19 protein-coding genes, 5 tRNA genes and 1 pseudogene are annotated in these 24,031 nt (G+C 47.0%); 8 read left to right on the forward strand and 17 right to left on the reverse strand.

Translation table 11 applies throughout. The features are described 5' to 3' along the window. Positions 1 to 219: 219 nt before the first annotated feature. The 3 genes and pseudogenes from FJ023_06605 to FJ023_06615 all read left to right on the forward strand — a co-directional run bounded on the left by FJ023_06605 (position 220) and on the right by FJ023_06615 (position 4,946). On the forward strand, positions 220 to 441 hold the full coding sequence (locus FJ023_06605; protein MBM4447008.1) for a helix-turn-helix domain-containing protein: 222 nt from the start codon (positions 220 to 222) through the stop codon (positions 439 to 441). 27 nt (positions 442 to 468) lie between these two features. Further along, positions 469 to 4,020 carry a hypothetical protein gene (locus FJ023_06610; protein ID MBM4447009.1) on the forward strand — a complete coding sequence of 1,184 codons (3,552 nt, stop codon included), beginning with the start codon at positions 469 to 471 and terminating at the stop codon, positions 4,018 to 4,020. Between the two features lie 881 nt (positions 4,021 to 4,901). Next, positions 4,902 to 4,946: pseudogene (locus FJ023_06615) on the forward strand (hypothetical protein). Positions 4,947 to 6,013: 1,067 nt separating this feature from the next. On the opposite strand, the gene FJ023_06620 reads toward FJ023_06615, so the two are convergent. The 3 genes from FJ023_06620 to FJ023_06630 all read right to left on the reverse strand — a co-directional run bounded on the left by FJ023_06620 (position 6,014) and on the right by FJ023_06630 (position 7,361). Continuing rightward, the gene (locus FJ023_06620) at positions 6,014 to 6,820 is read right to left on the reverse strand and encodes a class I SAM-dependent methyltransferase (protein ID MBM4447010.1); all 807 of its coding nucleotides are present in this window, start codon (positions 6,818 to 6,820) and stop codon (positions 6,014 to 6,016) included. 368 nt (positions 6,821 to 7,188) lie between these two features. Further along, a tRNA-Glu gene (locus FJ023_06625) sits at positions 7,189 to 7,265 on the reverse strand. 22 nt (positions 7,266 to 7,287) lie between these two features. Continuing rightward, positions 7,288 to 7,361: transfer RNA gene (locus FJ023_06630), tRNA-Gln, on the reverse strand. 79 nt (positions 7,362 to 7,440) lie between these two features. Here FJ023_06630 and rnc point away from each other — a divergent pair. Continuing rightward, a complete protein-coding gene (rnc, locus tag FJ023_06635; GenBank protein MBM4447011.1) occupies positions 7,441 to 8,133 on the forward strand; it encodes a ribonuclease III in 693 nt (230 codons plus the stop codon). Between the two features lie 28 nt (positions 8,134 to 8,161). Here the strand turns inward: rnc and FJ023_06640 are convergent, their stop codons facing one another. The 3 genes from FJ023_06640 to FJ023_06650 all read right to left on the reverse strand — a co-directional run bounded on the left by FJ023_06640 (position 8,162) and on the right by FJ023_06650 (position 11,099). Further along, positions 8,162 to 8,857, reverse strand: coding sequence for an MBL fold metallo-hydrolase (locus tag FJ023_06640; GenBank protein MBM4447012.1), 696 nt, complete (start codon positions 8,855 to 8,857; stop codon positions 8,162 to 8,164). A gap of 21 nt (positions 8,858 to 8,878) precedes the next feature. Further along, positions 8,879 to 10,378 carry a leucyl aminopeptidase gene (locus FJ023_06645; protein MBM4447013.1) on the reverse strand — a complete coding sequence of 500 codons (1,500 nt, stop codon included), beginning with the start codon at positions 10,376 to 10,378 and terminating at the stop codon, positions 8,879 to 8,881. A gap of 133 nt (positions 10,379 to 10,511) precedes the next feature. Continuing rightward, positions 10,512 to 11,099 (reverse strand): hypothetical protein, encoded by a 588-nt coding sequence (locus tag FJ023_06650; protein MBM4447014.1) that lies wholly within the window; start codon positions 11,097 to 11,099, stop codon positions 10,512 to 10,514. 186 nt (positions 11,100 to 11,285) lie between these two features. Between FJ023_06650 and FJ023_06655 the strand changes: the two genes are divergently transcribed. Both FJ023_06655 and FJ023_06660 read left to right on the forward strand, forming a co-directional pair. Then, complete coding sequence (locus tag FJ023_06655) at positions 11,286 to 11,813, forward strand: hypothetical protein (GenBank protein MBM4447015.1); 528 nt, start codon at positions 11,286 to 11,288, stop codon at positions 11,811 to 11,813. 257 nt (positions 11,814 to 12,070) lie between these two features. Next, complete coding sequence (locus FJ023_06660) at positions 12,071 to 12,985, forward strand: hypothetical protein (GenBank protein ID MBM4447016.1); 915 nt, start codon at positions 12,071 to 12,073, stop codon at positions 12,983 to 12,985. Between the two features lie 381 nt (positions 12,986 to 13,366). On the opposite strand, the gene FJ023_06665 is transcribed toward FJ023_06660, so the two are convergent. From FJ023_06665 to FJ023_06705, 9 genes are all read right to left on the reverse strand, one after another. Continuing rightward, a complete protein-coding gene (locus FJ023_06665) occupies positions 13,367 to 14,074 on the reverse strand; it encodes an enoyl-CoA hydratase/isomerase family protein (protein ID MBM4447017.1) in 708 nt (235 codons plus the stop codon). 184 nt (positions 14,075 to 14,258) lie between these two features. After that, positions 14,259 to 14,831 (reverse strand): isoprenylcysteine carboxylmethyltransferase family protein, encoded by a 573-nt coding sequence (locus tag FJ023_06670; protein MBM4447018.1) that lies wholly within the window; start codon positions 14,829 to 14,831, stop codon positions 14,259 to 14,261. Positions 14,832 to 15,079: 248 nt separating this feature from the next. Continuing rightward, the gene (locus FJ023_06675; GenBank protein MBM4447019.1) at positions 15,080 to 15,940 is read right to left on the reverse strand and encodes an isocitrate lyase/PEP mutase family protein; all 861 of its coding nucleotides are present in this window, start codon (positions 15,938 to 15,940) and stop codon (positions 15,080 to 15,082) included. Next, on the reverse strand, positions 15,927 to 16,499 hold the full coding sequence (locus FJ023_06680) for a hypothetical protein (GenBank protein ID MBM4447020.1): 573 nt from the start codon (positions 16,497 to 16,499) through the stop codon (positions 15,927 to 15,929). The genes FJ023_06675 and FJ023_06680 overlap by 14 nt, the downstream gene beginning before the upstream one ends. A 300-nt stretch (positions 16,500 to 16,799) precedes the next feature. Next, positions 16,800 to 17,561: a class I SAM-dependent methyltransferase gene (locus FJ023_06685; GenBank protein MBM4447021.1), complete on the reverse strand. Its 762-nt coding sequence runs from the start codon at positions 17,559 to 17,561 to the stop codon at positions 16,800 to 16,802. Positions 17,562 to 17,743: 182 nt separating this feature from the next. Then, the gene (locus FJ023_06690; GenBank protein ID MBM4447022.1) at positions 17,744 to 19,249 is read right to left on the reverse strand and encodes an NAD(P)/FAD-dependent oxidoreductase; all 1,506 of its coding nucleotides are present in this window, start codon (positions 19,247 to 19,249) and stop codon (positions 17,744 to 17,746) included. Between the two features lie 317 nt (positions 19,250 to 19,566). Then, positions 19,567 to 20,028 (reverse strand): hypothetical protein, encoded by a 462-nt coding sequence (locus FJ023_06695; protein ID MBM4447023.1) that lies wholly within the window; start codon positions 20,026 to 20,028, stop codon positions 19,567 to 19,569. A gap of 193 nt (positions 20,029 to 20,221) precedes the next feature. Further along, positions 20,222 to 20,297: transfer RNA gene (locus FJ023_06700), tRNA-Arg, on the reverse strand. A gap of 52 nt (positions 20,298 to 20,349) precedes the next feature. Next, positions 20,350 to 20,607 (reverse strand): hypothetical protein, encoded by a 258-nt coding sequence (locus FJ023_06705; protein ID MBM4447024.1) that lies wholly within the window; start codon positions 20,605 to 20,607, stop codon positions 20,350 to 20,352. A gap of 259 nt (positions 20,608 to 20,866) precedes the next feature. Here FJ023_06705 and FJ023_06710 point away from each other — a divergent pair. Beyond that, positions 20,867 to 20,941: transfer RNA gene (locus FJ023_06710), tRNA-Met, on the forward strand. A 184-nt stretch (positions 20,942 to 21,125) separates the two neighbouring features. Here the strand turns inward: FJ023_06710 and FJ023_06715 are convergent. Continuing rightward, positions 21,126 to 21,941 (reverse strand): 4Fe-4S ferredoxin, encoded by an 816-nt coding sequence (locus FJ023_06715; protein ID MBM4447025.1) that lies wholly within the window; start codon positions 21,939 to 21,941, stop codon positions 21,126 to 21,128. A gap of 748 nt (positions 21,942 to 22,689) precedes the next feature. On the opposite strand from FJ023_06715, the gene FJ023_06720 reads away from it, so the two are divergent. Next, complete coding sequence (locus FJ023_06720; protein MBM4447026.1) at positions 22,690 to 23,844, forward strand: zinc-binding dehydrogenase; 1,155 nt, start codon at positions 22,690 to 22,692, stop codon at positions 23,842 to 23,844. 59 nt (positions 23,845 to 23,903) lie between these two features. On the opposite strand, the gene FJ023_06725 is transcribed toward FJ023_06720, so the two are convergent. After that, positions 23,904 to 23,980 (reverse strand) — tRNA-Ile (locus tag FJ023_06725). Positions 23,981 to 24,031 lie beyond the last annotated feature (51 nt).

The following is a 24,031-nucleotide window of genomic DNA, read 5'->3' on the forward strand; positions in this document are numbered from 1 at the left end:
CGAAGCGTGGCAATCTTTGCCTGTCACCGACGTTGGCTTTGTGCCGAGATCGCCACGGGGCTGACGCCCCTCGCGATGACAGTCAAACGGTGTTTCGGTCATTGGAATTTGGTGCTTAGGATTTAGGATTGAAATTCATCCTCACCCTGACCCTCTCCTGTCAAGGGAGAGGGAGGTACTTTTATTTGACAAAGGCAGGGCGTTAGGATACAATTGTAGTTGTTTAAAGCAACAACAATGATTGATTTACAGAATTATGTGAATGTACGTGAAGCAGCCCGGCAGATAGGCATACATGAGGAATCATTGCGGCGGCTTCTCAGGCTGGGTAGTCCGCCTGGGATGAAAATAGGTGGTCAGTGGTTCATTCGTAAAGAGCAGTTGGCTCTATTCACAACTACCTATGATGCCAAGACTGGTAAGAGAAGGCACCTTATCTAAGGGTTTGTTCTTTATAGTGGTGTATTTATGCGAAAATCAAAGAACATCGCTAGCCTGAGTATATTGCTAATTGCAGCGTTGCTCTTAAGCTTAATGCCTTTGGTTAGTGTTAAGCTGGTTTCGGCTGTTGAGCCTAGTATACTGAGTTGGTCTATCGTTGATACACCAAGGCCAGGCTTAGACAATAACGTCATAGCTAGCCCTTCGGAGATAAATGTCATCGCCATCGGTTCTGATGACAGGACCTTTTATGCGGTGGATATACCTGGCGATCCACCAGGAGGCACATATCCCGATGGCAAACTCCGTAAGTCGACCGATGGTGGCGTTACCTGGCTAGATGACTTAACCCGTTATCTAACTGCAGCTGGTGCCAATTTGCCTGTGTGGAATATTGCTGTAGCACCGGATGATGTGAACTTTTTGGTTGCTGTTACTGATGTACCAGGGGGTCCTCTTGGGCCACAGAGGGTGTTTGTCTCCAAGAATGGAGGGGCTACCTGGGATATGGCTATCACCGGGCTTGCTCTGGGTGTCGGCGAGTATATTAGCTGTGTTGATATTTCCATGGACTACGGCGGCCAGCGTGATATTGCCATCGGTACTCGTGATGGCACTGGTGCTGCCAATGGCAGGGTGTGGGTGATGAAGGTGGCAGTGGGGGTCCCTAGTTGGGTGGACCAGAATTTGCCGCCGTCTGATGTGGTGGCGCTGAAGTTCTCGCCTACCTATGTTGGTGATAGCAGCCTGGTGGTTGTCTCATCGACGGCTGCTGGCACCCATCTCAATCTGGGCATTCATGATACAGTTGGCAACACTACGACTTGGAATACCACTGTTGGTTATCCGGCTGGTGGTTTGCTGATTACTGTCACCAATGCTGGGCAAGTTATAACCGGTGACTTGGAGTTGCCATCCGATTTCTCAGGGCAAACTCCTAGTCTGCGCCGCTATTATGTGAGCCTTGACGCCTTTAATATTACTTACATTGGCGACATTTATCGGATTGACGATACCGTTGTTTCCTCGGTAAGAGATCCGAACACGGGCAGGATTTCCAGCATTGCCTATCGCGGTACCTATGGCGAGGGTGTGCTTCTGGCGGGCGAAGTTGCCCAATCTACCATCTCCCCTGGCAAAGTCCGTATCTGGCGAACCTCGAACCCCAACGCTACTGTGGGTATGCCAACCTGGTACCAGTCAAATGACCTTAAGTCGCCGACTGGCGGTGCTAATTCCAACTTTGCCAATGCCCAATTAGCCTGGAGTCCTGATGGCACAAGGGCGTACTGCGGCACCAGCTCGGCAAATCCGACGGCAGGGGGTACTGCTTGGGCCGTAACCCAGTGGCCGCGGGCATGGTTAAATAGTGTTGCGCTTGATGAATCTGCATTCTCAGTCAGCCCTTATGCGCCCGCTTATGGACAGCTCCTCAGTCTGTTTGATATGACGGTAGATACCGACATCGGCAATATCTGGAACCAGCTCAGCCTTATAGATACCCAACTCAGCCTGCCTATTCCTTTTAACACCTCTTTCTTTTCCGATGTTGCCGTGCTAGAAGTTCCCGTGGTTACTGAGGAGGGAATTGCTGAAGATTACAATGTACTATATCTGGCTTCCATAAATCCTGATGTGGGTGGCTGGTTTGATAGTATCTGGCGGAGCACCAGTGACCCGCTGGGCAGAACCTGGGAGCGGATACTGTGCATCAACACTACAAATAATGACCTGATTCTTCGTGTTAAATCAACGGCTTATGATGAAGAAGTTAGGAGCAGGGTCATTGTCGGTGCCGACGTTGGCACTGACTGGGTGGTTTCTTCTGAGGACGAGAGGCAAGCATGGCTTGTCAGCCATTTAACAAACGTGACTGACTTGGCACTGGCTAGCGATGAATTTATGTACATCCTGAACAACGCGGTGGTTTACCGGTACAATTGGATAGGTAATAGCTGGTCAAAAACGCATGATGTGGATACCTTTATGGGTTCTGGGCATACCATCGCCGTGCCGCTGAAGAATCCTGCGAATGTCGGTGTAGGAACCGCAGACTGGGTGATAGTGGGTGAGGCTGGTCCACCTGCTGGCTCTGGCAGGGTGGCTTATGCCGATTTCTCCGCGCTGGCGTTGGTGAAGTTTGAACCGCCATTGGACAAGCGGGTTGATGTGCCTATAGTCGGAAATGCCCATGTCATTGCAGATGACAGGTTTGAGCAGAACAAGATTGTGTATACTGCTACCCATGACATCACAGGTAACAGCGGCAAAATCTATCGATGGACAATTGATGAAAGCACCGACTGGGATGTGCTGGGGCCGCCAAATAGCGCTTTCTACGGGCTGGCCATGCGGAACGGTGTCCTTTATGGCGCATGGAATATTCCCACGGCTCCCCCACCGACTCCTAGTCCTCCTGGCGTTGACCGTACTCTCTTCTCTAGAGCTCATGTGCCGCCGCTTCTGGAATGGGATTACCTGACTGCGGGTCTGCCCCCACCACCAAATAGCGTTCTTTTCACTCGTGAACCCAGTGCCCTCAAAGTCTCGAGCAATGACTATAACGGCCTATGGGCAATCGATGACACTCAATACGACTGGACGAGTAGAGCAGGTTGCCTGTGGACATATGTTGATATGGTAGCTGTGCTTGGTCCTTGGACAACCACGCCACCGAGCGGTGACTTTATTCCTGTTGACCCGGTGAGCGGTCGTGCCAATGAGGTAAACTTTGGGTGGCGGCAGCTCAGCTACGCCTCGGTATATGAGCTGCAGCTAGCCAAAGACAGCGATTTCAACATGGTAGTGCTGCTAAATGACGATATCATTCCGGCTGACCAGTTGGCGCCGGCATGCTACTTTTCGGCTGGTGGATTAGTTCCACTAGCAGCGTCAGCCTCTAGCATCGCCAGTTGGGGCAATCTCGAGAGTGGACATACCTACTACTGGAGGGTGAGAGCCAGAGCTGCCGCTACTGGTGAGATTGTCCGTAGTCCGTGGTCAGCAACAATGTATTTCACGGTAATGGCTGGCCTGCCGGTAAGGACGAAATATCCGACGCTTACATTGTTTAGCCCGCCTTATGGTGTAAGAGGTGCTCCTCGTTCTCCAGGTTTCTCTTGGTCTTCAATGCCAGGGACCACAAAGTATGAATTCGTGCTGGCTAAGGATGCTGCGATGACACAGGTGGTTGTTAAAGATACCGTGTCGACAACGTCTTATGATTATGGTGACAAACTCGACTGGAATACCACCTATTTTTGGCAGGTGAAGGCAATGGAACCTGCGGTCAGCGATGCGAGCCCAATAGGCATCTTCACGGTGATAGCTGAAGAGAAGCCTGCAGAAACAGGACCGACAAAACCATTGCCGGTTCCTTCCTGGGTTTGGGCAGTGATTGCGGTATGTTTTGCCCTGGTTGCTGCCATCATTGCATTTGCGATGGTAAGGCCTCGCTATGCCATCAGGCCAAGTGCTACAAGTGCTACTGCTGATGGTAAACTGGAGCCCATTGTTGGCAAGCAGCAGAATCCTATTGCCAGGTTAATCGGGCGGTGGCGGTACTTGAGAAAGCGTTGAGGTGGCAACTTTGGCGGTAACCTGGAGTGGGTGCAATAATAAGTTGTGTTTTTACATTCCTATAGTTGCGGAGCGTTAATCTCACAACTACATTAGAAAACGAGGTGGGGCTTTAGGGTGGACAAGTAATTACCGCTAATGTAAGATTGTAGTTGGATAAGCGAAGCAAATTATATCTTGCCTGGGATATCCGGAAGTAGCGAATCTTGATTTAGAAAAGTTGAAGGAGGTACTGCTGTGAAGTTGAACATGAGCTATCGCGCAATAGTCTTATTAATACTTGTTGTTTTTGTGGGTTGTATTCCCCCGCAACCGGCACCGGCGGTTACATTAGAGACACCAGCAGATAGCAGCATAGTTCCTTCCTTGACGCCTATGCTAGCGTGGAGCTGTACTGGGACTGCCAGTTCATATCACTTGCAGGTTGCAACTGATAGTAACTTTCAGGGCATAGTTATTGACGTAACACGTCTGACAGAGCTAAGCTATGCCGTACCTTCGGGCAATTTAGTTTATGACCAGACCTATTATTGGCGGGTCAGTGCCAGCAGGGATAGTCAAACCTCAGGCTGGTCTCCATTCTGGTCCTTCAAGACCCGAGCTACTGTGGGCGGCGTAGCGGTAAATGCTTTGGTTGATGGTTCACCCTGGTCAGGGACAGTCAACTATGGTATAAGCGGACAAAAGGCATTTTCTGGCTTCTCTGTGCCCCAGACTTTTGGTGAGTCACCTGCCGGGACTTATACTTTGACCTATAATTATGGCGGTCCTCCTGGGGCAACGTTAGTCAGCATCACGCCATCGCCGACACAGACCGTCTCATCCGGTGGTGCTGTTACCTTCACTTTAAACTTTCATAAGGACCTCGCTGGCACCATAATCGTCAATGCTGTGATGGACGGTGTGGCTTGGTCTGGACCAGTTAACTACACCATAACTGGGCCGATTGTAGATTCTAGCTCTTCTGTGTCCCAGGGCTTCAGCAACCAACCTGCCGGTACTTACACTTTGACCTATAATTATGGTGGTCCCACTGGTGCAACGTTAATCAGTATTACACCATCACCGGTTCAGCCTTTGGCTACTGGTGGTGCCATAACCTTCACCTTGAACTTCCACAGACAGCAAGTGGCTGGGGTTGTAATGGTAAATGCCACGCTTGATGGTGCACCATGGCGAACAGCTATTGGTTCAGGACCAATAAACTATTCCATAACCGGGTCAAAGTCAGATGCTAGTTCCACCATGCCTGATACCTTTGCCAATTGCCCTCCTGGACTCTATACACTCGTTTATAACTCTGGTGGCCCAATAGGAGCGACTTTAGCCAGCATTACACCTTCTCCATCACAGAACCTGCCTTCTGGCGGTACCATAGTCTTCACCATGAATTTCTATGGACAGGCTAAGGGTATTGTAACAGTTGTGGCGGCTATTGATGGTGAGCCATGGTCAGGGTCTGTCAGTTATACTGTAGTCGGACCATATGTGGATTCTAGCTATTCGGTACCTGAGACTTTTAGCAATTGTCCTCAAGGAATTTATACTGTGAGCTATACTTCAGGCGGCCCGCCGTCGACGGTGTTAGACGGAATCACACCAGTACCAACGCAGAGTTTACCGCCAGGTGGTTCCTTGACTTTCACTTTGAATTTTCGTTTTGTAGGTGTACCAGAACCGCCGTTGCTAGGCGAGTAGCCTTGGGTTGGCATCGGAGGGTATGGAAGGCTAATTAAATATATAACAGCTCATTCCAAAAGGTCACTGAATAGCCACTTTTTATCAACTTGGTAGCCCACATTGGAAGGATTCCGAACTCTTATTTGGGAAGAAACAACTCGTTCCAGCCTTGCAGCAGTTGCTTTTAACGTATATGTCGGATTCGTTACCACAGTGCTAAACACGGCAATATTGTCTTGTGGTTCGTAGCTAGTTCGTAGCTGGTGGGCTGGTAGTTCGGCGTCTAGCTAATAAACCCAAATACAGAAAGTTTCTAATTTTCCTTTCCGCTTCTTGGCTCTGTGAATCTGAGGAATCTGAAGCCTGCGTCGAAGTACTTTCGACGTCTTAAATGACCGTACTTGCTGTCCCATTGTCCAGATTGTAAGTCGTGTTGAAGTCGTTTCAATCCGCGTTCGACGGCGGCGGGAGAGGCCAAGGCAAAACCTGATGTGTTCTGCCTCATTTGAGCATCAAAATACATTTCCGGCTTTGCCCACGCTGAACACATATTCCTGTCGGCCAAATCCGGTGGTAGAGGGAACTTCTTGATTAGTGTTTGCCATTTACCGGTCCCAGAAATAATACCAGCGACTTCATCGATTGGTGGGAACACCTTAAAAACATGCTGGGCAATTTCTGGAAAGTAATCATCAAACCAGAATTGCTCGCTTTTTCGAGGGTCCATGGTAAATATCACAATAGGCCCGTTAGGGCAAATGCGATACATTTCCCTTGCGGCACGTGGAATATCGGGGAAATGATGAAGAGCCAGGATTATGATAATTCCATCTACTGAATTGTTCTTAAGTGGGATTGCTTCCGCTGAACCGGACAGCCAGTGTACTCGCGGGTTGGGAATTGCTTGCCTACGCATTTTCCCCGATGGTTCGACAGCTTCGAGTTTGTAGCCAAGGTCTGCGAGGGCATTGCTGTAGTTTCCCGTCCCTGCACCGACATCGGCGATTGCTGAGCCTAATGGAAGCTCAAGCAACTCTTTGATGACCGCTAGAACGCGATGATCAGCAGTCCGGTTTTGGTTATAGTTTCTACCGATTGAGTCGTAAGTAGTCGAGTTCACATCTTCCTCCTCAAGTACTGCTGGTACCTAAAGAGCACTACTCAATCCCTTTAGTCCTGCTAACAGAGTCTACCATCCGCTGGTGTAGGGTTCAAAATCGCTAGGGCAAACTAGTCCCCGTCATATTAAGTCTTCTCCGCCGAGTGGTGAAATTCTCCTAGGACAAGAGAGTTTTTCACATTCTTATTTCTTCGCTCTGTCTCTGGACGGGGTGATAATTTAGCTAGTTCTTGAAATTTTACCTTATGGCTTCTTGTTGAACGGAGCTAGATTGCACAACATTCAGAATTATTTAGCACAGCTGAAAACGCTGTCAATTTGAGTGGTGAGTAGTAGTTACAAACGATTTGTAAACTTTTGCAAGCAGTTGGTAGCGCATACCGGATTCGAACCGGTGATCTCCGCCTTGAGAGGGCGGCGTCCTAAACCCCTAGACGAATGCGCCGTATAACCCTGATTTATTAGCTTGGCTGGGGATCCAGGATTCGAACCTGGCCTTACGGATCCAGAGTCCGCTGTCCTACCGCTAGACGAATCCCCAAACCTGTTTGGGATTATAGCAAAGGGTTGCCAGCAAGACAAGCTGACTGCTATACTCAGCTAAAAGGTGTTGAGCGACTTTGTTTGATTGGCAGGCTCTGCAACAGGATATCGGGATGACCTTTCGGGATACATCTCTACTTCAACAGGCTTTTGTCCATTCCTCTTATATCAATGAAAATCCAGGTTTTCATCTCCCCGACAACGAGCGCCTTGAGTTCCTCGGCGATGCTCTATTGAGCTTCATTGTTGCGGAGAAGCTATATCACGAGTTTCCACATTTTGGCGAAGGTGAACTGACTGAAATACGCATTTTGTTGATTCGGCAGGAGACTTTGGCTCAGCTTGCTTTAACGCTTAACCTTGGTGATTACCTCCATCTAGGAAAAGGGGAAGAAGCAACAGGTGGGCGAGAAAGGCAAACCAACCTCGCCGATGCCTTTGAAGCCTTGATTGGCGCTATATTTCTCGACCAGGGGCTGGATACTGCTAGGGATTTCGTTGTGGGTAAGCTTGGTAGTCATCTTGAACGGGTAAGGGCCGAGGGAATAGGTCGAAACTACAAAGCTCTGTTACAGGAGTTCACGCAAGCTAAATTTAAGCAGCTTCCGACTTATCGAATTGTGGAGGCTTCGGGCCCAGACCATGATAAAGGCTTCATTGTTGAGGTGGTGCTTGGGGATAGAGTGTTGGCGGCAGGCTCAGGGAAAAGCAAAAGAGCTGCTGAGATGGAAGCTGCGCGTCTAGCCTGGGGGCAATTAGCGACTGACTGAGTCCTTCAAATTCGTGTAAAGCGCCGCATTATAGTGCCGGCTGCAATACTATAATTTCAGTCGCCTCTGGCAGCTCGCCTACCTTAAATTCTATCTCGCTGGAATTAAGCTTCTTTACGTTTTTCTTATCAGCCAGAAAGTCCTCAATTGTGTTTAGCGGCCAGTCACATTTAGGTGTCTTGCAGTGCATGGGTATGACGACCTTGGACTTCAGGTCATCACTCACTGTGCTTGCCATCTTGGCATCAATGGTGAAAACACCGCCAATTGGGATGAACAATATGTCTACATCACCGATCTCATCGATTTGTTCCTTGCTGAGTCTATGTCCTAGGTCACCTAGATGGCAGAGTTTTATCCCATCCACGGAAAAGCAGAATATCGTGTTGCCCCCACGTTCTTTTCCTTGGGATTCGTCGTGGTGGCTAGCGATATTCTTGAATTGAATTCCTTTGACATTCTTTACTCCGCTCCCTGTGATGACTTCGGGTTTGCCTGGCACCGATGAGATGTTGTTGTGGTCAAAGTGGTCATGACTCATTGTAACAATGTCGGCAGTTTCGCTGACCGGAGCATAACTGAGTCCACTACCTTGAGGATAAGGGTCGGTAATAATCTTGAGGCCAGTCTCAGAGCTAATCAGGAAAGAAGCATGTCCAAGCCATTTTACCTTCACAGTACACCTCCTTGTACTTGATTCAAAAACCAATATGTAGGTAGATATTCGAGTTTACTTATTTCTATTCTATTTTGCCGAAGCCAGTGCAAAATTGACCAGTGTTCGCACGCCGACACCCGTGGCTCCTTTTACCAAATAGCCCCGTTCTTTATCGGTCATGTAAGTACCCGCAATATCGATATGTACCCAAGGTGTGTCACCGACGAATTCAGCTAGAAATTGGGCTGCAGTAATGGCGCCTCCCCATCGGCCGCCGCTATTTTTGATATCAGCTACATCGCTTTTGTTCTGCTCCTTGTATTCTTCATACATTGGCATTTGCCACAGACGTTCTCCGGCTTCAGTCCCGGCCTTAACTACCTTGTCTATAAGCTCCTGGGAATTGCCGAATATTCCGCTACAAACATCTCCCAGGGCTACATGGCAGGCGCCGGTCAGCGTGGCTACATCGACCAAAGACGAAAACTTTTTTTTCACAGCATAGCCCAGTGCATCGGCCAAAATTAGCCTTCCTTCAGCATCGGTGTTCACCACCTCTATAGTCTTGCCGTTTATGGCTTTCAAAATGTCTCCCGGCTTTAGAGCATTACCACCCGGAAGGTTTTCGGTAGCTGGAATAATTGCAGTGACATTGACCTTTGGCCTCAGTTGTGCGATGGCACTAACGGATGCCATAGCAGCAGCTGCTCCAGCCATATCGCCTTTCATCTCCCACATACTCTCGGATGGCTTGATAGATATACCCCCAGAATCGAAGGTTATACCTTTACCAACAAAGCCCAAGGTATCAGAGGACGTCTTATTACCTCTGTAACTTAATATTATCAGCTTTGGCGGCTGGAGGCTTCCTCGAGCTACTCCCAAAAGTGACCCCATTCCTTCTTTTTCCATCTGTTCGCGGTCTAATATAGTTAACTCAAGGCCATAGGCTTTCGCCAATTTTTTTGCCACCTTTGCCATATCGCTCGGTGTCATGTAATTGGCCGGCTCATTTATCAGATCTCGAGCCAAATTGGTAGCTTCCGCAATCATCCTTCCCTTTTTGCAGCCCTGTTCCAGGGCTGGTAATTTGGTCGCATCTCTTTCTACAATTAGAAGTTCTGCTACATTTTGATTTTCAGGCTCTTTAGTTATGTGCTCGCGGAATCTGTATAGTCCGAGGAGACTACCCTCGGTTATGGCTTGAGAGCTTGCCTCAGTCTTGCTTCCACCCGCGCCAGCACCGTGGACGACGGTGGCTATTCGTCGGCAATTTAGTCTTCTTAAAGAGCGGCAGAATTCCGCAGCTAAAGCACGAATCTTATCGAGTGACAACTCGGACTGTTTGCCCAGTCCAATAACAGCCACAATTCGCGCTGGAATCTTGCCGAGGCTGTGGATAATGCTGATTTCAGTAAGTTTTCCCTTGATCTCACCTTGCTCAATAAGTTTAGTGATAGCCCCATCCAGAGCCTTATCCACAGCACTTGTTGCCCCCCCAGGATGTTCTACGCCTTCAAAAAGATTTACCACAATGGCATCAGCTTCAACACTTGTGATATCGCCGGTGATTACCTTTACTTCCAACTTTGCCTCCTGAGTATTCAAAACTCTGCTTAATTCTGGACTTTTAGACTTTCACGGGCTCGGCTGCCATCTATTTTATCCCATCCTACCGTTGAAAGGAATACCTGCCTTTGATTCATCCGTCTCTGCGATTTCAACGATTTATCGTGTGTATTATTTTGTCAATCACAGGGGTGATATCCCGTGAGGTATCAACTGCAAAGTGGTTGCGCAGTATTTTTTCCGTTCTCAACTTCATCCTCCTGTATACCTCCCAGTCAGCGTCGGATTTATCCTCTGGAATAGCTCCGTTTTTTCGTGCTTGGAGACGCTGGTAGGCTACCGCTGGCGGCGCTTCAACACGTATCAAAACCAGCCTAGCTCTAGTTCTGTCACCAATGCGATAAAGATGCTCGCGGTCGCGTTCCGATAGGTTGGTAGCATCGAAGATGACAGGTATCCCATTTTTTAGCAGCCATTCGATAAGGCTATGACATACAGCGAAGAGGCGAGCACTTTCGGCAATGCTGTAATCAGGAGAGGGGAATAAAGCTTTACGTATTGCATCGCTCTCGAGGATACAGAAAGGTTGTTTCTCAGCCAGTTTGCGGCAGAAGAAGGTTTTGCCTGTTCCCGGTAAACCGCTAACAACTACGAAACCAGGATTAGTCACCGCTTCGGGAAGCTGACCTAAACTTTCTATGAGTTTTGCCAAATCCTGGTTAAGTTGGTTTTGCTCCATGTAGCTTCAGGAATTATATGATATTTCTTGAATTCGTGCTATTGTGTGGTTCTCTTAGTTTCCAATCAATCTTTATACCTGCTTGTATTGGAAATGCCGAGCAAGAGAGAGCTATAATTGCCTGTGTACCCATGCAGGCAAACCGCTTAGGTTCACGAAACTGTTTGGTTTAAGTGGAGATTAGCTATGAGAACAATGAAAAGCATTAAAAAAGAGGAAATACGAGACCTACTTGGTAAGGGATGGCTGACACACGATGGAATGTGGTTCTATCAAACCGCAAAAGAATTCGGCATTGACAAAGCCAATGAACTAAATCGGGCTGCTATAAAATCTATGTCTGTGTTTGAAGTGGAAAGGCTGATAAAAATTCTAGGGATAGAGCAACCGGTAAAAAACCTGGACGAAATCAAGAAGTTGATGCTTAACGGCATGGAAATGACCTTGCCGGTTTCAGTTTTCAGTAAATTTAGTTTAACTGTCCATCCGAGAAGTGTCTTACGGTGGGAGTGGGAAAACGAAGAGTGTTTTGCCTACAAAGGCATGAAGCGAATGGAACTTTTAGATGGCTATGAGTGTGGTGTAATTTATAGAATTGAATGCTGGTTTGAGCATTTGGGAATTAAATTCAACACTTATCCGACGATTTGGAAGTGTATGATGCACGAAAAGGGTTATTGTCGCGGAGCGTTCGAGTTCCTTTTCAGCGACTAGATGTATATGCATTGAGGATGTGCGTTTGATGAGGAACCCCATCACCACACATAATACTTCTGGCTCTCTCATCGTCCTGGCGATTGCTGTTCTGCTTAGACCTTGTTGACTTGGGAGTGTGTCTGTTCTAAAATATATGTTACGGAAGTATAATATGTTTTCGTAACGAAATGCATAGCGGGCATGGAATCTCCTTAAGAGATGTAAGAATCGCGGCGTACACATCCGTGTTAAGCGTATGCCAAGATGGCTATTCCGTGAGCGGGACCCCGGTACCAGGCTTTGACAGCAGTGAGGTTCTCGCCAGGGTAAATGAGTGTCACCCGCTTACTTCTGTCGACGGTAATTTCAAAAGTGACATACTAAAGACCGTATTTAATATTGGCCTGAAAAAAACTGATGAGAAACCTTTGTGGATAGTTCCCAATTCGATACGCCATCGTAAGTATGGACTATTGAAGAAATGGGGCGAGGAATGTATAACTCCAGAGTTAGAATCTTCTAAAAGCACCATGCATCGCCAATTCGCCAGTCTTATAAAAAAAGATGAGAAGGAGATACTGAAATTCGCAAACAAATATGGCTTATTGAAGCGTCATTCAGTGCACAACCTGGTATTTAGGAACCGGAACAGTGGCCAACATCACCAACTGGGGGAGTCCTTGCTTTGGTGGAAGGAAGAGATTGGCGATTTGGCTGCGTGCTTAGAATTATGGGATATGGTCTTGACAGACGATGAAGGGCTGAGGGATATTGTCTTATGGCATCGAGGCGGCATAACAATAAGACTCGACAACAGGCATGTACAACTGGTGAGTAGGGCAAATATGAATCTGTTGGGTGGATGGAGCAAGGGGGATACCAAGGGGCCAGCATTATATTATCTTTATCTTGAGGCGGGCCAGCGCTTACTTAACGCGTTAACCCCGAAACTGCTACCTCTCCAGAACTCTGAGATTTATTTGCTGCCTGACAATCTGTTGGCCACGATTTGGTTGATGTTCCTCTGGGAGATTAACGGCAGAACAAGGCTCTTGCGGTGTGCCAGTTGTGGTGAGTATTTTGATTCGCAAGATCCAAGGGCGAGATTCTGCTCTGCCCGTTGCCGGATGCGAAACTACAGAAAGCATAGTGCACGGAAATCAAAAGGGCGAAAGAAGGTAAAAAAATAAAGAACTTTGAATGCGTCCCTGGAGGGATTCGAACCCACGACCCGCTGCTTAGAAGGCAGCCGCTCCCTAGCCTGCTCCGCCAGCTTTGAAGTGACCGCGTCGGAGCTTTGATCAAGAGTAGTCGAATTTGTTAAAGCAGTTGCTCTATGTTTCATCTCCTCATTTGCCGTTCCTTTCTCCAAGTTTTATTTACCCGTAGGCATTATACTCTGGTGCGGCCCCGGTTTGTCAACATAAAGCGACCATCGAACTTGATGGACTACTCAATGGTCCTTTGACTTATCTGTGAGATTAGAAATTGCACTTTTCAGGCAAATGTTCAGACTATGAACATTTTGGTCAATTATTAAGATGTTGCTAAAAGTCAACCATACCGAAGGCTCACGACCCAAGGTGTAATGATTTTGAGGCAGCCGGGTCATCAACCTCCATGACTTTCATTATATCCTGGTGCAGCACATTCTTTATTTTAGTAACTATCGGTCTTTCCTTATTCAGTCCCTTGGCAAAGGATATCGCTTCACCCATCAGTTCATCCATAGTGCAGGCTTTCCTTATGATGTGACGCGCTTCGCACTCGTCAGCAGTAACTCTCCTTGCAGTGAGTAGCATATCTTCCACCAAATCCATCGGTATAGCTTTTTTGACCATGGCGGTCATGCTAGGGAGTAATGGTATGCCCAGGTTGACCCCGGGAAAGCAAAGGTATCCGCGATCTTTCCTCATAAAGCGGAAATCGAAACAACATGCCAGTACAGCCCCAGCGGCAAAGGCGTGGCCTGTAATCGCAGCAACAGTAATCATAGGATAGAAAAGAATCCTTTTAAAGAGTTCGTTCAGTTTAGCAGCGAAAACATCGGTGACACTTCTCTTGCCTTTCTGAACAAGCGGCAATAGCCATTCAAGGTCTAGACCGTTGGACCATATCTTCTCGTCGCTTGACCTGACTATCAGTGCCTTAGCATCGGTGTCCTTTTCTATTTGGTTCAGCACTGATAGAAATTCGGTAACGGAATTTATATTAAATTTGTTTTCATTCATGGTAAGCAAAGCCACCTGTTCATCCAGTGTATATTCATACATCCCCATTATTGACACCTCCTATACGAATAGCGTTGCCGCTATTGTACAACAGCACTAGCCCCGTCAACAATATGACGTAAGTGTATTGGAGTGGTTTGTGATATTAGCTAAGTTAAAAGTAACAAAACGCCCAATTGTTCACTGTTGGCTTGCCTACCTAATAGTAGTCTCCCTGTTGGAGGGGCCAGACCTAGCCCGATTTTGGAATTCCTATCCATCTTGGCGTCCTATTCATGTATTCTGGGTAGTCTTTGTTATACCTCTCGAGGCAATACCTTTCCTCGATGACTGCCTCGGTTCGTATCCAAAAGATGTTGGCTATGCCCAGCAAGATGAATACCCAGGAAGCGCTGGCGACACCGGTGCCGATGTAGATTACAATCATTGATAGGTAAAGCGGATGTCGTGAAAAATAGTACACTCCTTTGGTGGCCGGTTTTTCAGTGGGGGCAGTGGTAAAGTTGGCGGTGGCTACCGTCAGTATCACCAGCCCCACCAGAAAAATAGGTAGGCCGATGTAGAACCAGAACGTCCCCAGCCGGAGGGGGAGAAAGATAGAGTAAATTGTAGCCAGAAACCAGACTGAGTTGCCGATAAAGGGTGCAAATTTTTCCAGCTTGCTCCGCTTAATACCAGAGGGAAGCGAGCTTCTGGCCCACACCCCCCTGCCCAGTAGCAGGACCGCCAGCATTTGCAGGATGAAGCTGCTCATGAAAATCCAGGCGTTCCAGACGTCTATTTCAAAAGCCGGTACAAGCGACATGATGTTTTACTTCTTTTTCTCCATCTTCCGAATAGAAATATGCGCGTTGTTACCTAACTGTAGCCATTACTGGTTACGATGTCAATGAGGCGATGTATTCAGAACTCTAGGGAGAAAAGGCGCTTTTGGCAAGGTAGGGCAACTCGCGGTACAAATCGCTAATTTGTTGAATCACAGGGTGGTAGAGGTTGTCAGCACTATCCAGCTCTGCGAAATCGGCATTGACTGAGAAAGGCCGATAAGGCCAGTCAAACTCCGTACTTCTCATCCAGCCCGTATTTTTCCTCAAGTCCTACTACTGATGAAAACTCGTCAAACTGCATCATCTTGTCCAGTATAGCGAGGCTGTTTCCTTCTTTGAGCAAGTGGGCAAAAGCTTCGGCTATTGCCCTTGCTGCGCTGTATATGCCGGTTAATGGATAGCCCACGCTGACAAACCCAAGTTCTTTAAGCTCCTCAAGCGGCAGAAGCGGCGTTCTCCCACCTTCGATCATGTTGACCACTAGTGGAGCTTTGATACCAGATGCTATGTGTCTCAGTTCCTCTTTGCTATTCGGAGCATCGACAAAGATCAAATCAGCGCCGGCTTCTTTATATAGATTTCCCCGTCTGATGGCTTCCTCAACACCGTGCGTGGCAAGGGAATCAGTTCTCGCAATTATCATAATATGCTTGTTGCCTCTTGCTTCCACTGCTGATTTTACCTTCTGGAGATGCTCTTCTGCCTCTACCACAGATTTGCCACGCATGTGGCCGCAACGCTTCGGCCATGTCTGATCCTCAAAGATTACCCCAGAAGCCCCCATTCCTGTTAGTTCTTTGACCATCCGTATCACATTAAGCGCTCCTCCGTAGCCAGTGTCACCATCGACAATAACAGGGATATTAACCGCATTGATAATCTGCCTCGAAACATCCAGAATCTCTGTCTGAGTTAGAAGACCTATATCAGGCTCGCCGATAAGCGATGCCGCTACTGCATAGCCGGACACAACAACAGCCTTAAATCCCGCCCTCTCTGCGAGCTTCGCGCTGAGCGTGTCGTACACTCCCGCGGTAAAAAAAATCTCGCCCTTCTCAATCAACGGATGAATCCTATTCTTTGTCACTTTCATAACCCCCTAACGCTACATATTTTCTGATATCATCTGGAATAAGAAGCCTTTCCAGAATCCTTCTGATAATCGCAGGCTTTCCTTGAATATACCTTACGAGAGACTCATTTTTCCTTTCATATGTGATGTGATTCGCATATAAATATGCTGCGTCTTCATTAACCTTTTTCAAAGGCAGGGTATAAGCAAAATAGCCTATCCATGGAATAGCCGATACTATCAGCACAGTAACTGAGTGAACCTTCTTCTTTTCGTCGTCCCTCTTAACCTCGCTGTAAATCCTGTTCCCCGCAACCCACAGAACCCTGGATATTGTTCCGAGCGGCAGAGGTACGATATCAAAGGAGAAAATTGCCCCAATTGCCATGTGTGCCCCGAGGTTCAAAAGGATGTATCTTGACTGCCTGATGGTATCAGGCAAATTCCGCTTCAGGAGATCACCCTTATCAGGTGTCAAGAGTTTGTCATCTACCAGCCTGTTTACAGTTGATTCGATGCTGTCCCTATCTGTAAACAGGTGCCTGAAATCCTCAAATTTCTCTCTAATCGTCATAGCTTCTGAAATAACCGAATTGTCTGCTAATAGCAAAAGTGGTCATTCTCCCGGAAACAGGTTCTTAAACTATACTTGTTAAACATCAGATAATCGTGGGAGGTTGTTTAGCTTTGGTTAGACTAATCCATAGTCTTAATAGAATACTCAGTTCTTATCAGGGTTTCAAATCAATGGGAGACTCAACAGCACATCTTTGCGTTAACAATGTAAGTAAAAGTCACCCAGCAAGAATCCCCTTAATACTCGCCATCAGAAACATCCTCAACAATAGCCACGCCTCGGCGCATTTCATCCTCGTCATTTTTCAGCTATGACCAACATTTCAAAATCTTCGGTGGTTAGCTTATCGTTTCTTGAAAAAGCACCGAGTTTTGCGCCAAATATTTCAATTTTGATATATCCCAACGTTTTCAACAGCCAGGAGATTTCACTTGGTACATAGTATCTTTCGTTACAGTGTAATTCCTTTTTATTGCCATCGTCGTCTTCAACCTCCGTTATGTTGTAATCACGAAATGTCATTAAATCAAATGTATTGCTCTTGTAAGTAGCATTGCCTTTTTCTGAGGTAGAGGTATGAAATTCTTCAATGGAATGATACAAAGGAAAGAGGCCGTTGAGAGTCGTAAAAATAAACTCCCCATGTTCTTTTAGTGATTTTGTCGCATTCTTGAGTATCTCATAATTCATTTCGTCTGTTTCCATTAATGGGAAGGCGCCTTCGCAAAGCATTATCACAAGGTCGAACCCATTATTGAAAGGTAAGTCTCTTGCATCGTATTTCAAGAAATCAATTTTGAGCCCCTGTTTCTCAGCTTTCTCTCTTGCTCTTGCTAGAAGCGAGTCAGACAAATCTATTCCTGTAACGTTGTAACCTCGTCTTGATAATTCAATTGAGTGCCGTCCTGTCCCACATCCAATATCCAGAATTCTTATAGATTTGTTAAATCCGATCTCCTGCTCAATAAAATCACATTCTCCAACTGTTCCTTGAGCAAAACTCTCTCTGTCATATTGTTGCCCATAGTTCTCAAATAATTCTTCATACCACTGCTTCATGGTTACCTCCAGTATTGGGTACTGCTATGCACATCATGAAGGTTGTATAGTTCATCCTGAAGGAATATATTAGCCCTTCACTTGTGGCTTCCATGATAGTAATATACAAGATTTTCAAAACGGTTACGAGCTCGGTAAAAATGAATCTGTGCCATTATTAATGTAGCAATACCGAGATTCGTTTAGCCTGTGGTACTTGAAAATGGTTTCCTATCACGCTTACATAGGATCTGGATTACGTGGCGGCCTGAATAGAGGCATGGCGGAACACCACCGCCCGGGAGTACCCACTGGCCGGCCATGTAGAAATTTGCCAAGCCAGGCAGCGTTCTGGGTATCGTGGTCATGAGCGCTTTTGGCGTCGGCAGCCATCCCATATAGGCCCCTTTGTGGTTCAAGGTGTAGCGCCAGGTGGTGTAAGGTGTGACGACATCGGTCACCTCCACCAGCGACGAGATGCCGTGATAATGCGCCTCAAGTCGCGCGAAGACTTCTTTTGCCACCCTCTGTTTTTCAGCATCATATCGCTGCCGGTCCTCTTGTAAATCGTTCCAAAAATCCCACTCCGTCTCCAGCATAACCTGGACCACTGTTTTGCCTCGCGGCGCAAATCCGGTGCCATAGTTGAAAATACGCAACGAGAAGCCGACAATTTCTTGAGTGCCTACGGTAATAGCATCCTTCAGCATTATAGAACTCATGTGAGGATCATCAGGAAACTCCCGTGCCACACCAAAGCTGACTATGAGCACAGGGCGGATCAACTTCCAATTGCAATACCGCTCTCTGGTTTTCTTGTTCACATAGCGCCCGCCCAGCATCTTAAAGATGGTACTGTGCCCATCGGCGGCGGAAATTATCACATCAGCCCGATGAGTGTTGCCATCGATCAGACTCACACCCACAGCCCGGTCGTCTTCCACAATGATTTCCTTCACAGTCGCTTCGTAGGTCATTGTGCCTCCGAGAGCCTTGTAGCGCTCCTCGATGGGCATGACGAAGCCCCGGCATCCTGTAGGGAGTAACCCTATTTGCCTGTCCGCTAGAAGTGCCATGAGCATGAACACGAACCAGACTGGAACCTCCGGCAGAAACAGATTCTCCAGGATCTGCCGCAGCAACTGGCTATGTGCAGCCAGCACATAGTTCGCTAGGGGTTTGGCGTACTTGCCCGTGAAATACTTGAAGGTCCTACGCATGCTCCAGAACTGTCTAAGCAGGTCAAGGGGATTCATCAGCTCAGGCGGTTTGCCCATGCCCGCCTCGAAAAATATGGTGGAACCCTGCATAGCGCAGGCGCCAGCGACCAGATCGTCGATGAGCCCGGCATCTGCTGGTGCGATAGCCTTCAAATCGTGCCTCAGGCGCTCCAAGTCACTCGTGATGTCTAGGCTAACCCCACTAGCTTCGTCAATGAAGCGGCCATATGTAATCAGAGTGGGGAAATCATCGGTCTGGATTCCCAACTCGCGGTACAGCTTAAAAATAGGTTGGCCCGGCCTGTGTCCCATGAGAAAATGTATGCCACCATCGATCAAATAACCCTCGCGTTTCCAGGCAGTGGCTACCCCACCCGGTTTGGAATGATGCTCGAAGATATGGCAGCGGTAGCCATTCATCTGCGCGTAGCAGCCAGCAGACAGGCCGGCAAGCCCAGCTCCGATGACAATTATTGACTTCTCAGTCATATCTCTTCATTCACTAACAGAAGGCTTTCTAATATCCAGACGAAAAAGGGTACGAGTTTGTCTGATACACTATTGTAGATGGGATTGTAACACCCACGGGAATTGATGTCGAGGTTAATATGGTTGTCTACTGTACGTTAGGGGTATGGGTTTAGACGGGGCTAAGAAGAACAGCCCCAACATGAAGGTTTTCACATGGGTCCACCCCAGTAAACGTGCCTACACAACAGTCAGGAATGTGCAGCGATAATTAGGCATATATTAGTGAGCCAGAAAATGCAATTGCAATAAGTAAGCCTGCAGACCCTTTGAAACCATCAATCTATAGGATCATTCATTCCTACAAAGCTCAATAAGGGAACATCCGCCATTTTGCGTTGCAGGAATTTCCCTATCTCATTATCTGGCATATTGACTAATCCATGGTTGAATCCTACTTTCTCATGCAACACTTTCGCTATCTCTTTTGGCCAATATGCCATACTCATTTGGATAATGGTACCCTCAATTTCTTTAGCTAGAGTTTCAATTCGGCTTCCTTTACCTATATGATCTACAAGGATTATGGTAGCCAAATACCATTTACCACGACCAAATTCAACTTCTCTTTCGAATCTGGAAACTTTGTCTAAAGATATCTCAGGATTGCCTCTACCTATGAATCCTATATCAAACCGCACTCCTTTACCAGCTTTGTAAAGCAGTGTAGCATCGCTTTCGCGTTTTTCCCCCGAAGAGGTTAGCCAAAACACACGCTCCGGGTTAACTAGCTTTTCCATAGAAATAAACTTAAACCCTAGTGTGCTCAATAATGAACCTAGTACTAAATACGATAAGCTGCCAGAGCATCAAAGAGAGTTGTCAATTCGAACTTCTTGCCCTGACAGCTTACAAGCTTGGTCGGTCTACTACTACAACTTTGTACTACATTGTGTGCATTTTCGGGAAAAGCAGTTGCCCCTGGTAGCTTTATGGCGTCCCTGGAGGGATTCGAACCCACGACCCGCTGCTTAGAAGGCAGCCGCTCTGTCCACTGAGCTACAGGGACCCAGTCTGAGTGTAGCACAGGAGAAATTAACTGGCAAGAGCGGTTATGCTGCCTACTGCTGTGCTTCCTTCTGTGTGCCTTTATCTTCTTTCTTGTCTACCTTGCTTTCCGTGCTGGCGCTTTCAGATCTACCTTTTCTATTGTCGGTGGAATAAAACCCCGGTCCTTTGAAGATTACAGGTACTGGAGAGAAAAGCCGCTTTGCCCCGTTCTGGCATTTGGGGCAAGCAACCATTGATTCATCAGAGAAACTCTGTTTCAATTCAAATTTCAAGTTACACTTTGGGCAATGGTACTGATAAATTGGCATAGCCAAACCTCCTAATCAGCGGAGAGGGTAGAGCTAATCAACTGTATTTGGTTTTCGATAAACAAATTAGCAGTCTCATTTTCCAATTGCTAATTTTATAATAAAGCTTGATATTTGGTCAAATCATATGCTGTTCATGGAGCTGAGATAAGCTTGTATATATTGGCTGAAGGTTGGTGCAGTTGATTTTAGAGCTATGATATACTATTGCCAATAGGGTAGGGGAAATCACTTTCCCGATAAGGTCTAATCTCTCCGTGGGCTCGTAGCTCAGTGGCAGAGCGGCCGGCTCATAACCGGTTGGTCGCAGGTTCGAACCCTGCCGAGCCCACCATTTTGGGAAAGGAGAAGAAGTCAAGCGGGTTTTGGTGGCAGCCGAATAATTTAAGTTGTGACAGTTTGCCGCAAACCGAACGATATATGGTTTTAGCTTATCAGTAGCGTTCGATAGCTGGCTATCCGACAATGAGAGCGATTATAAGGTTTGGATTTTATGGTATTTGCGATCTGGCCTGTCATTACGAAACATCAACCAGAGGAGATAGGCGGTCGATTGTCTTTTCTACGAAGTGTTCATCGTCGATTGAAATTTCAATGGCTCCCTGAGGGCAGGCATCAACACAGCGGCCACAACCTCGACACGTATCACTTCTGACAGCATGATTGTTGACCAGACGTATGGCATCAATAAAGCACACGCCTTGAGTACAAGTCCCGCAGCCTGTGCACCGCCCGTTAACTGTAACTGCAACGCCGGGCATTCCCGTTGTCTTGGCACCAATTTGAGGGGCAATATGAGGCAGTATCCGCCAGAGGCAACAGCAGGGGCAGCAGTTGCAGATGGTGAGAAGTTTGTTACCTGGACCAATGCCGAGCCAAACTGAATCTAGCTTGTTGCGACCGATCAGATGGATCAGGCCGGCTTCACGGCAGTGCTGCACATGGTGATGTGCCTCCTCTTTTGTCACACGATGACCTAGTTTCGGATTGATACCTAATGCTGCCTCTCCAAGAAAAAGGCAACCTAAATCAATTGGGTAGTCTTTGCAGCCGGAGGCATCGCGGCAAATACAGGTATTCATGACCCAGTGATAATTAGCTTTCTCAATAAAGTGTTCCACAACCTCAGATGGCAATACCACTTGGTCAGGTGTAGCAACCGGCATATTTATTTGAATCACATGGTCTTTGGGCAGGTAAATTAAGTCGTCGCCATCAAAGAGCCAGCGGTCAATGGCTTTGCCAATAAATGGCACCTTCGTTAATTTTGCAGCGAGGAAGCGGCCGGAGAAACCCTTCTTAATAAGTCCTACGAACCATAAAGGTCGTCCCATAACTAGACCAACCTTGTAGCTAAGTAATCCATCAGAGGCTGAATTTGAAACTAAAGGGCTGGGTATTCACACCTAGTAGACACCCAGCCCTTTAGAAGTCCTCCAACTAACTACAAATTTAGCTCTTACCTATTCTGAACATCTTAGTCCCGCACACGGGGCATACTCCTTGGGTTGCCGGTTTGCCATTCTTCATTTTTATGTTTCTGGCATCCTTCATTTCCCTTTTGGTGCGGCACTTCATGCAGTATGCTTGCATTTTCTCCCTCCTTAGCAATACACAATAAACCATCACGAGTAAAATGTCAATAGTACTCAGGTCACAGCTAGGCAAAAAATTCATTTTTATGCTGTTTACGTCTGATTGTTCTTTATCTTCAATAGGCCTCAGTGGACGTAATAAAGAACTTTTATTCTGGCCTATTGGTGACAACCTCTACTGTTTAAAATCACCTCCAAATTCATTTAGTGTAAAAATTACAAGATTGTACCTACGGTCTAAGGGAAATGCGATACCTTGTTCTACTATGGACAGCCAATCCAAATTTCCTCCATTTTCCCTGGTGGTTTACACATAGGGCGGAATTGAGCGTGGTGTCAATGAGGTGGATTTAGGGTGTACAATTACCGATATTGTATAATTTACAAGAGAGGTAGTAATCACTACTGCAATGTAATAAATAAAGGAACAATCCACGACCGGACAATATTTGTGGAAGCAAAAGGCAATTAACAAAGGAGAAAAGGAATGAAGGCAGCGGTATTTTATGGGGCAAAAGATATTAGAGTAGAGAACGTTGCAGACCCTAAGATAGAACCAACGGATGTTTTGGTTAGGGTTAAGGCTTGTGGTGTCTGTGGTTCTGATGTTCATACATACAAAAAGGGTATTCTCAGCCGTCCGGGATTTGTGATGGGCCACGAATTATCCGGTGAGGTCATCGAGGTTGGCAAGAAAGTAAAAGATGTAAAGATTGGTGACCGCGTAGTTACCATGATAGTTCCGAATAATGAGACTATCCGCGGATGTGGTCAATGCTTTTGGTGTCTCCGGGGACAGCCACAATGGTGTACCTCTATTACACATAAACCATGTGGTGAATGTGGGTACTGTAAATCCGGTCAATTTTGGATGTGTGACAAGATTCAAAGGCACATGTTGATTGGCTATGGCAGAAATGGCGGTTTTGCGGAGTATGTACTTGTTCCAGACGCAGTGCTCAATAATAACATATTTAAAATCCCCGACTCGCTTAGCTGGGCGGAGGCGACCTTTATAGAGCCACTCTGGGGGGCATATCGTTGGGTAATGCTAGCAGAGCCTAAGCCTTATGAGACTGCTGTTGTCATGGGACTGGGCACCATTGGATTATTGGTGATGCAAGTGCTCAAGCAATATCTGTCAAAGGTAATAGTTTCGGAGGTTTCTCAAAAGCGCTTAAGATTGGCCAAGGAGCTTGGTGCTGACATAGCCATCGACGCCGCTAAAGAGAATCCTTTGCAAAGGGTAATCGAAATAACCGGCACGGGACGTAGCTTCAGCGGCAAAGGTGGTGGTTGTGCTGATATTGTTATGGAATGCTCTGGAGTACCGATTGTCGTGCAGCAGGCAATCGAAATGACCCGTACCGGTGGGCGTATCGTTCTCGTGGGGCTATTTGAAGAGGAGGTGCCTATAACTATCAACCGCATAATTCATAAGCAGCTTAATCTCATAAGTTCCTTCAATAGGGGGCGTAAAACAATAAGTCAAGAAATTATGGAGTCAATGGCGTTGCTCACCAGTGGCAAGGTGAGCGTAAAACCACTCATTTCTCACGCATTCTCACTAGACAGCATCATGGAAGCGTTTGAGATTCAGACCAAACCAGAACAGTCGATAAAAGTGCTAATAAAACCATAGCCTACGTGGATTTCTTGATTAACCCGCCCGGCATCTACATAGTCTAGGCTTGAATATGACGGTGGGCCATTGTGGACTCGAACCACAGACCCCGGTCTTATCAGGACCGTGCTCTAACCAACTGAGCTAATGGCCCCAGCAAGAAGTATAACTTTTGCCTCGAGCGAGTGTCAAGGTTGTGTTGTGC

The sequence above is a fragment of the Chloroflexota bacterium genome (genome assembly GCA_016875875.1).
In the GTDB taxonomy this organism is placed as follows: Bacteria; Chloroflexota; Dehalococcoidia; order GIF9; family UBA5629; genus 9FT-COMBO-48-23.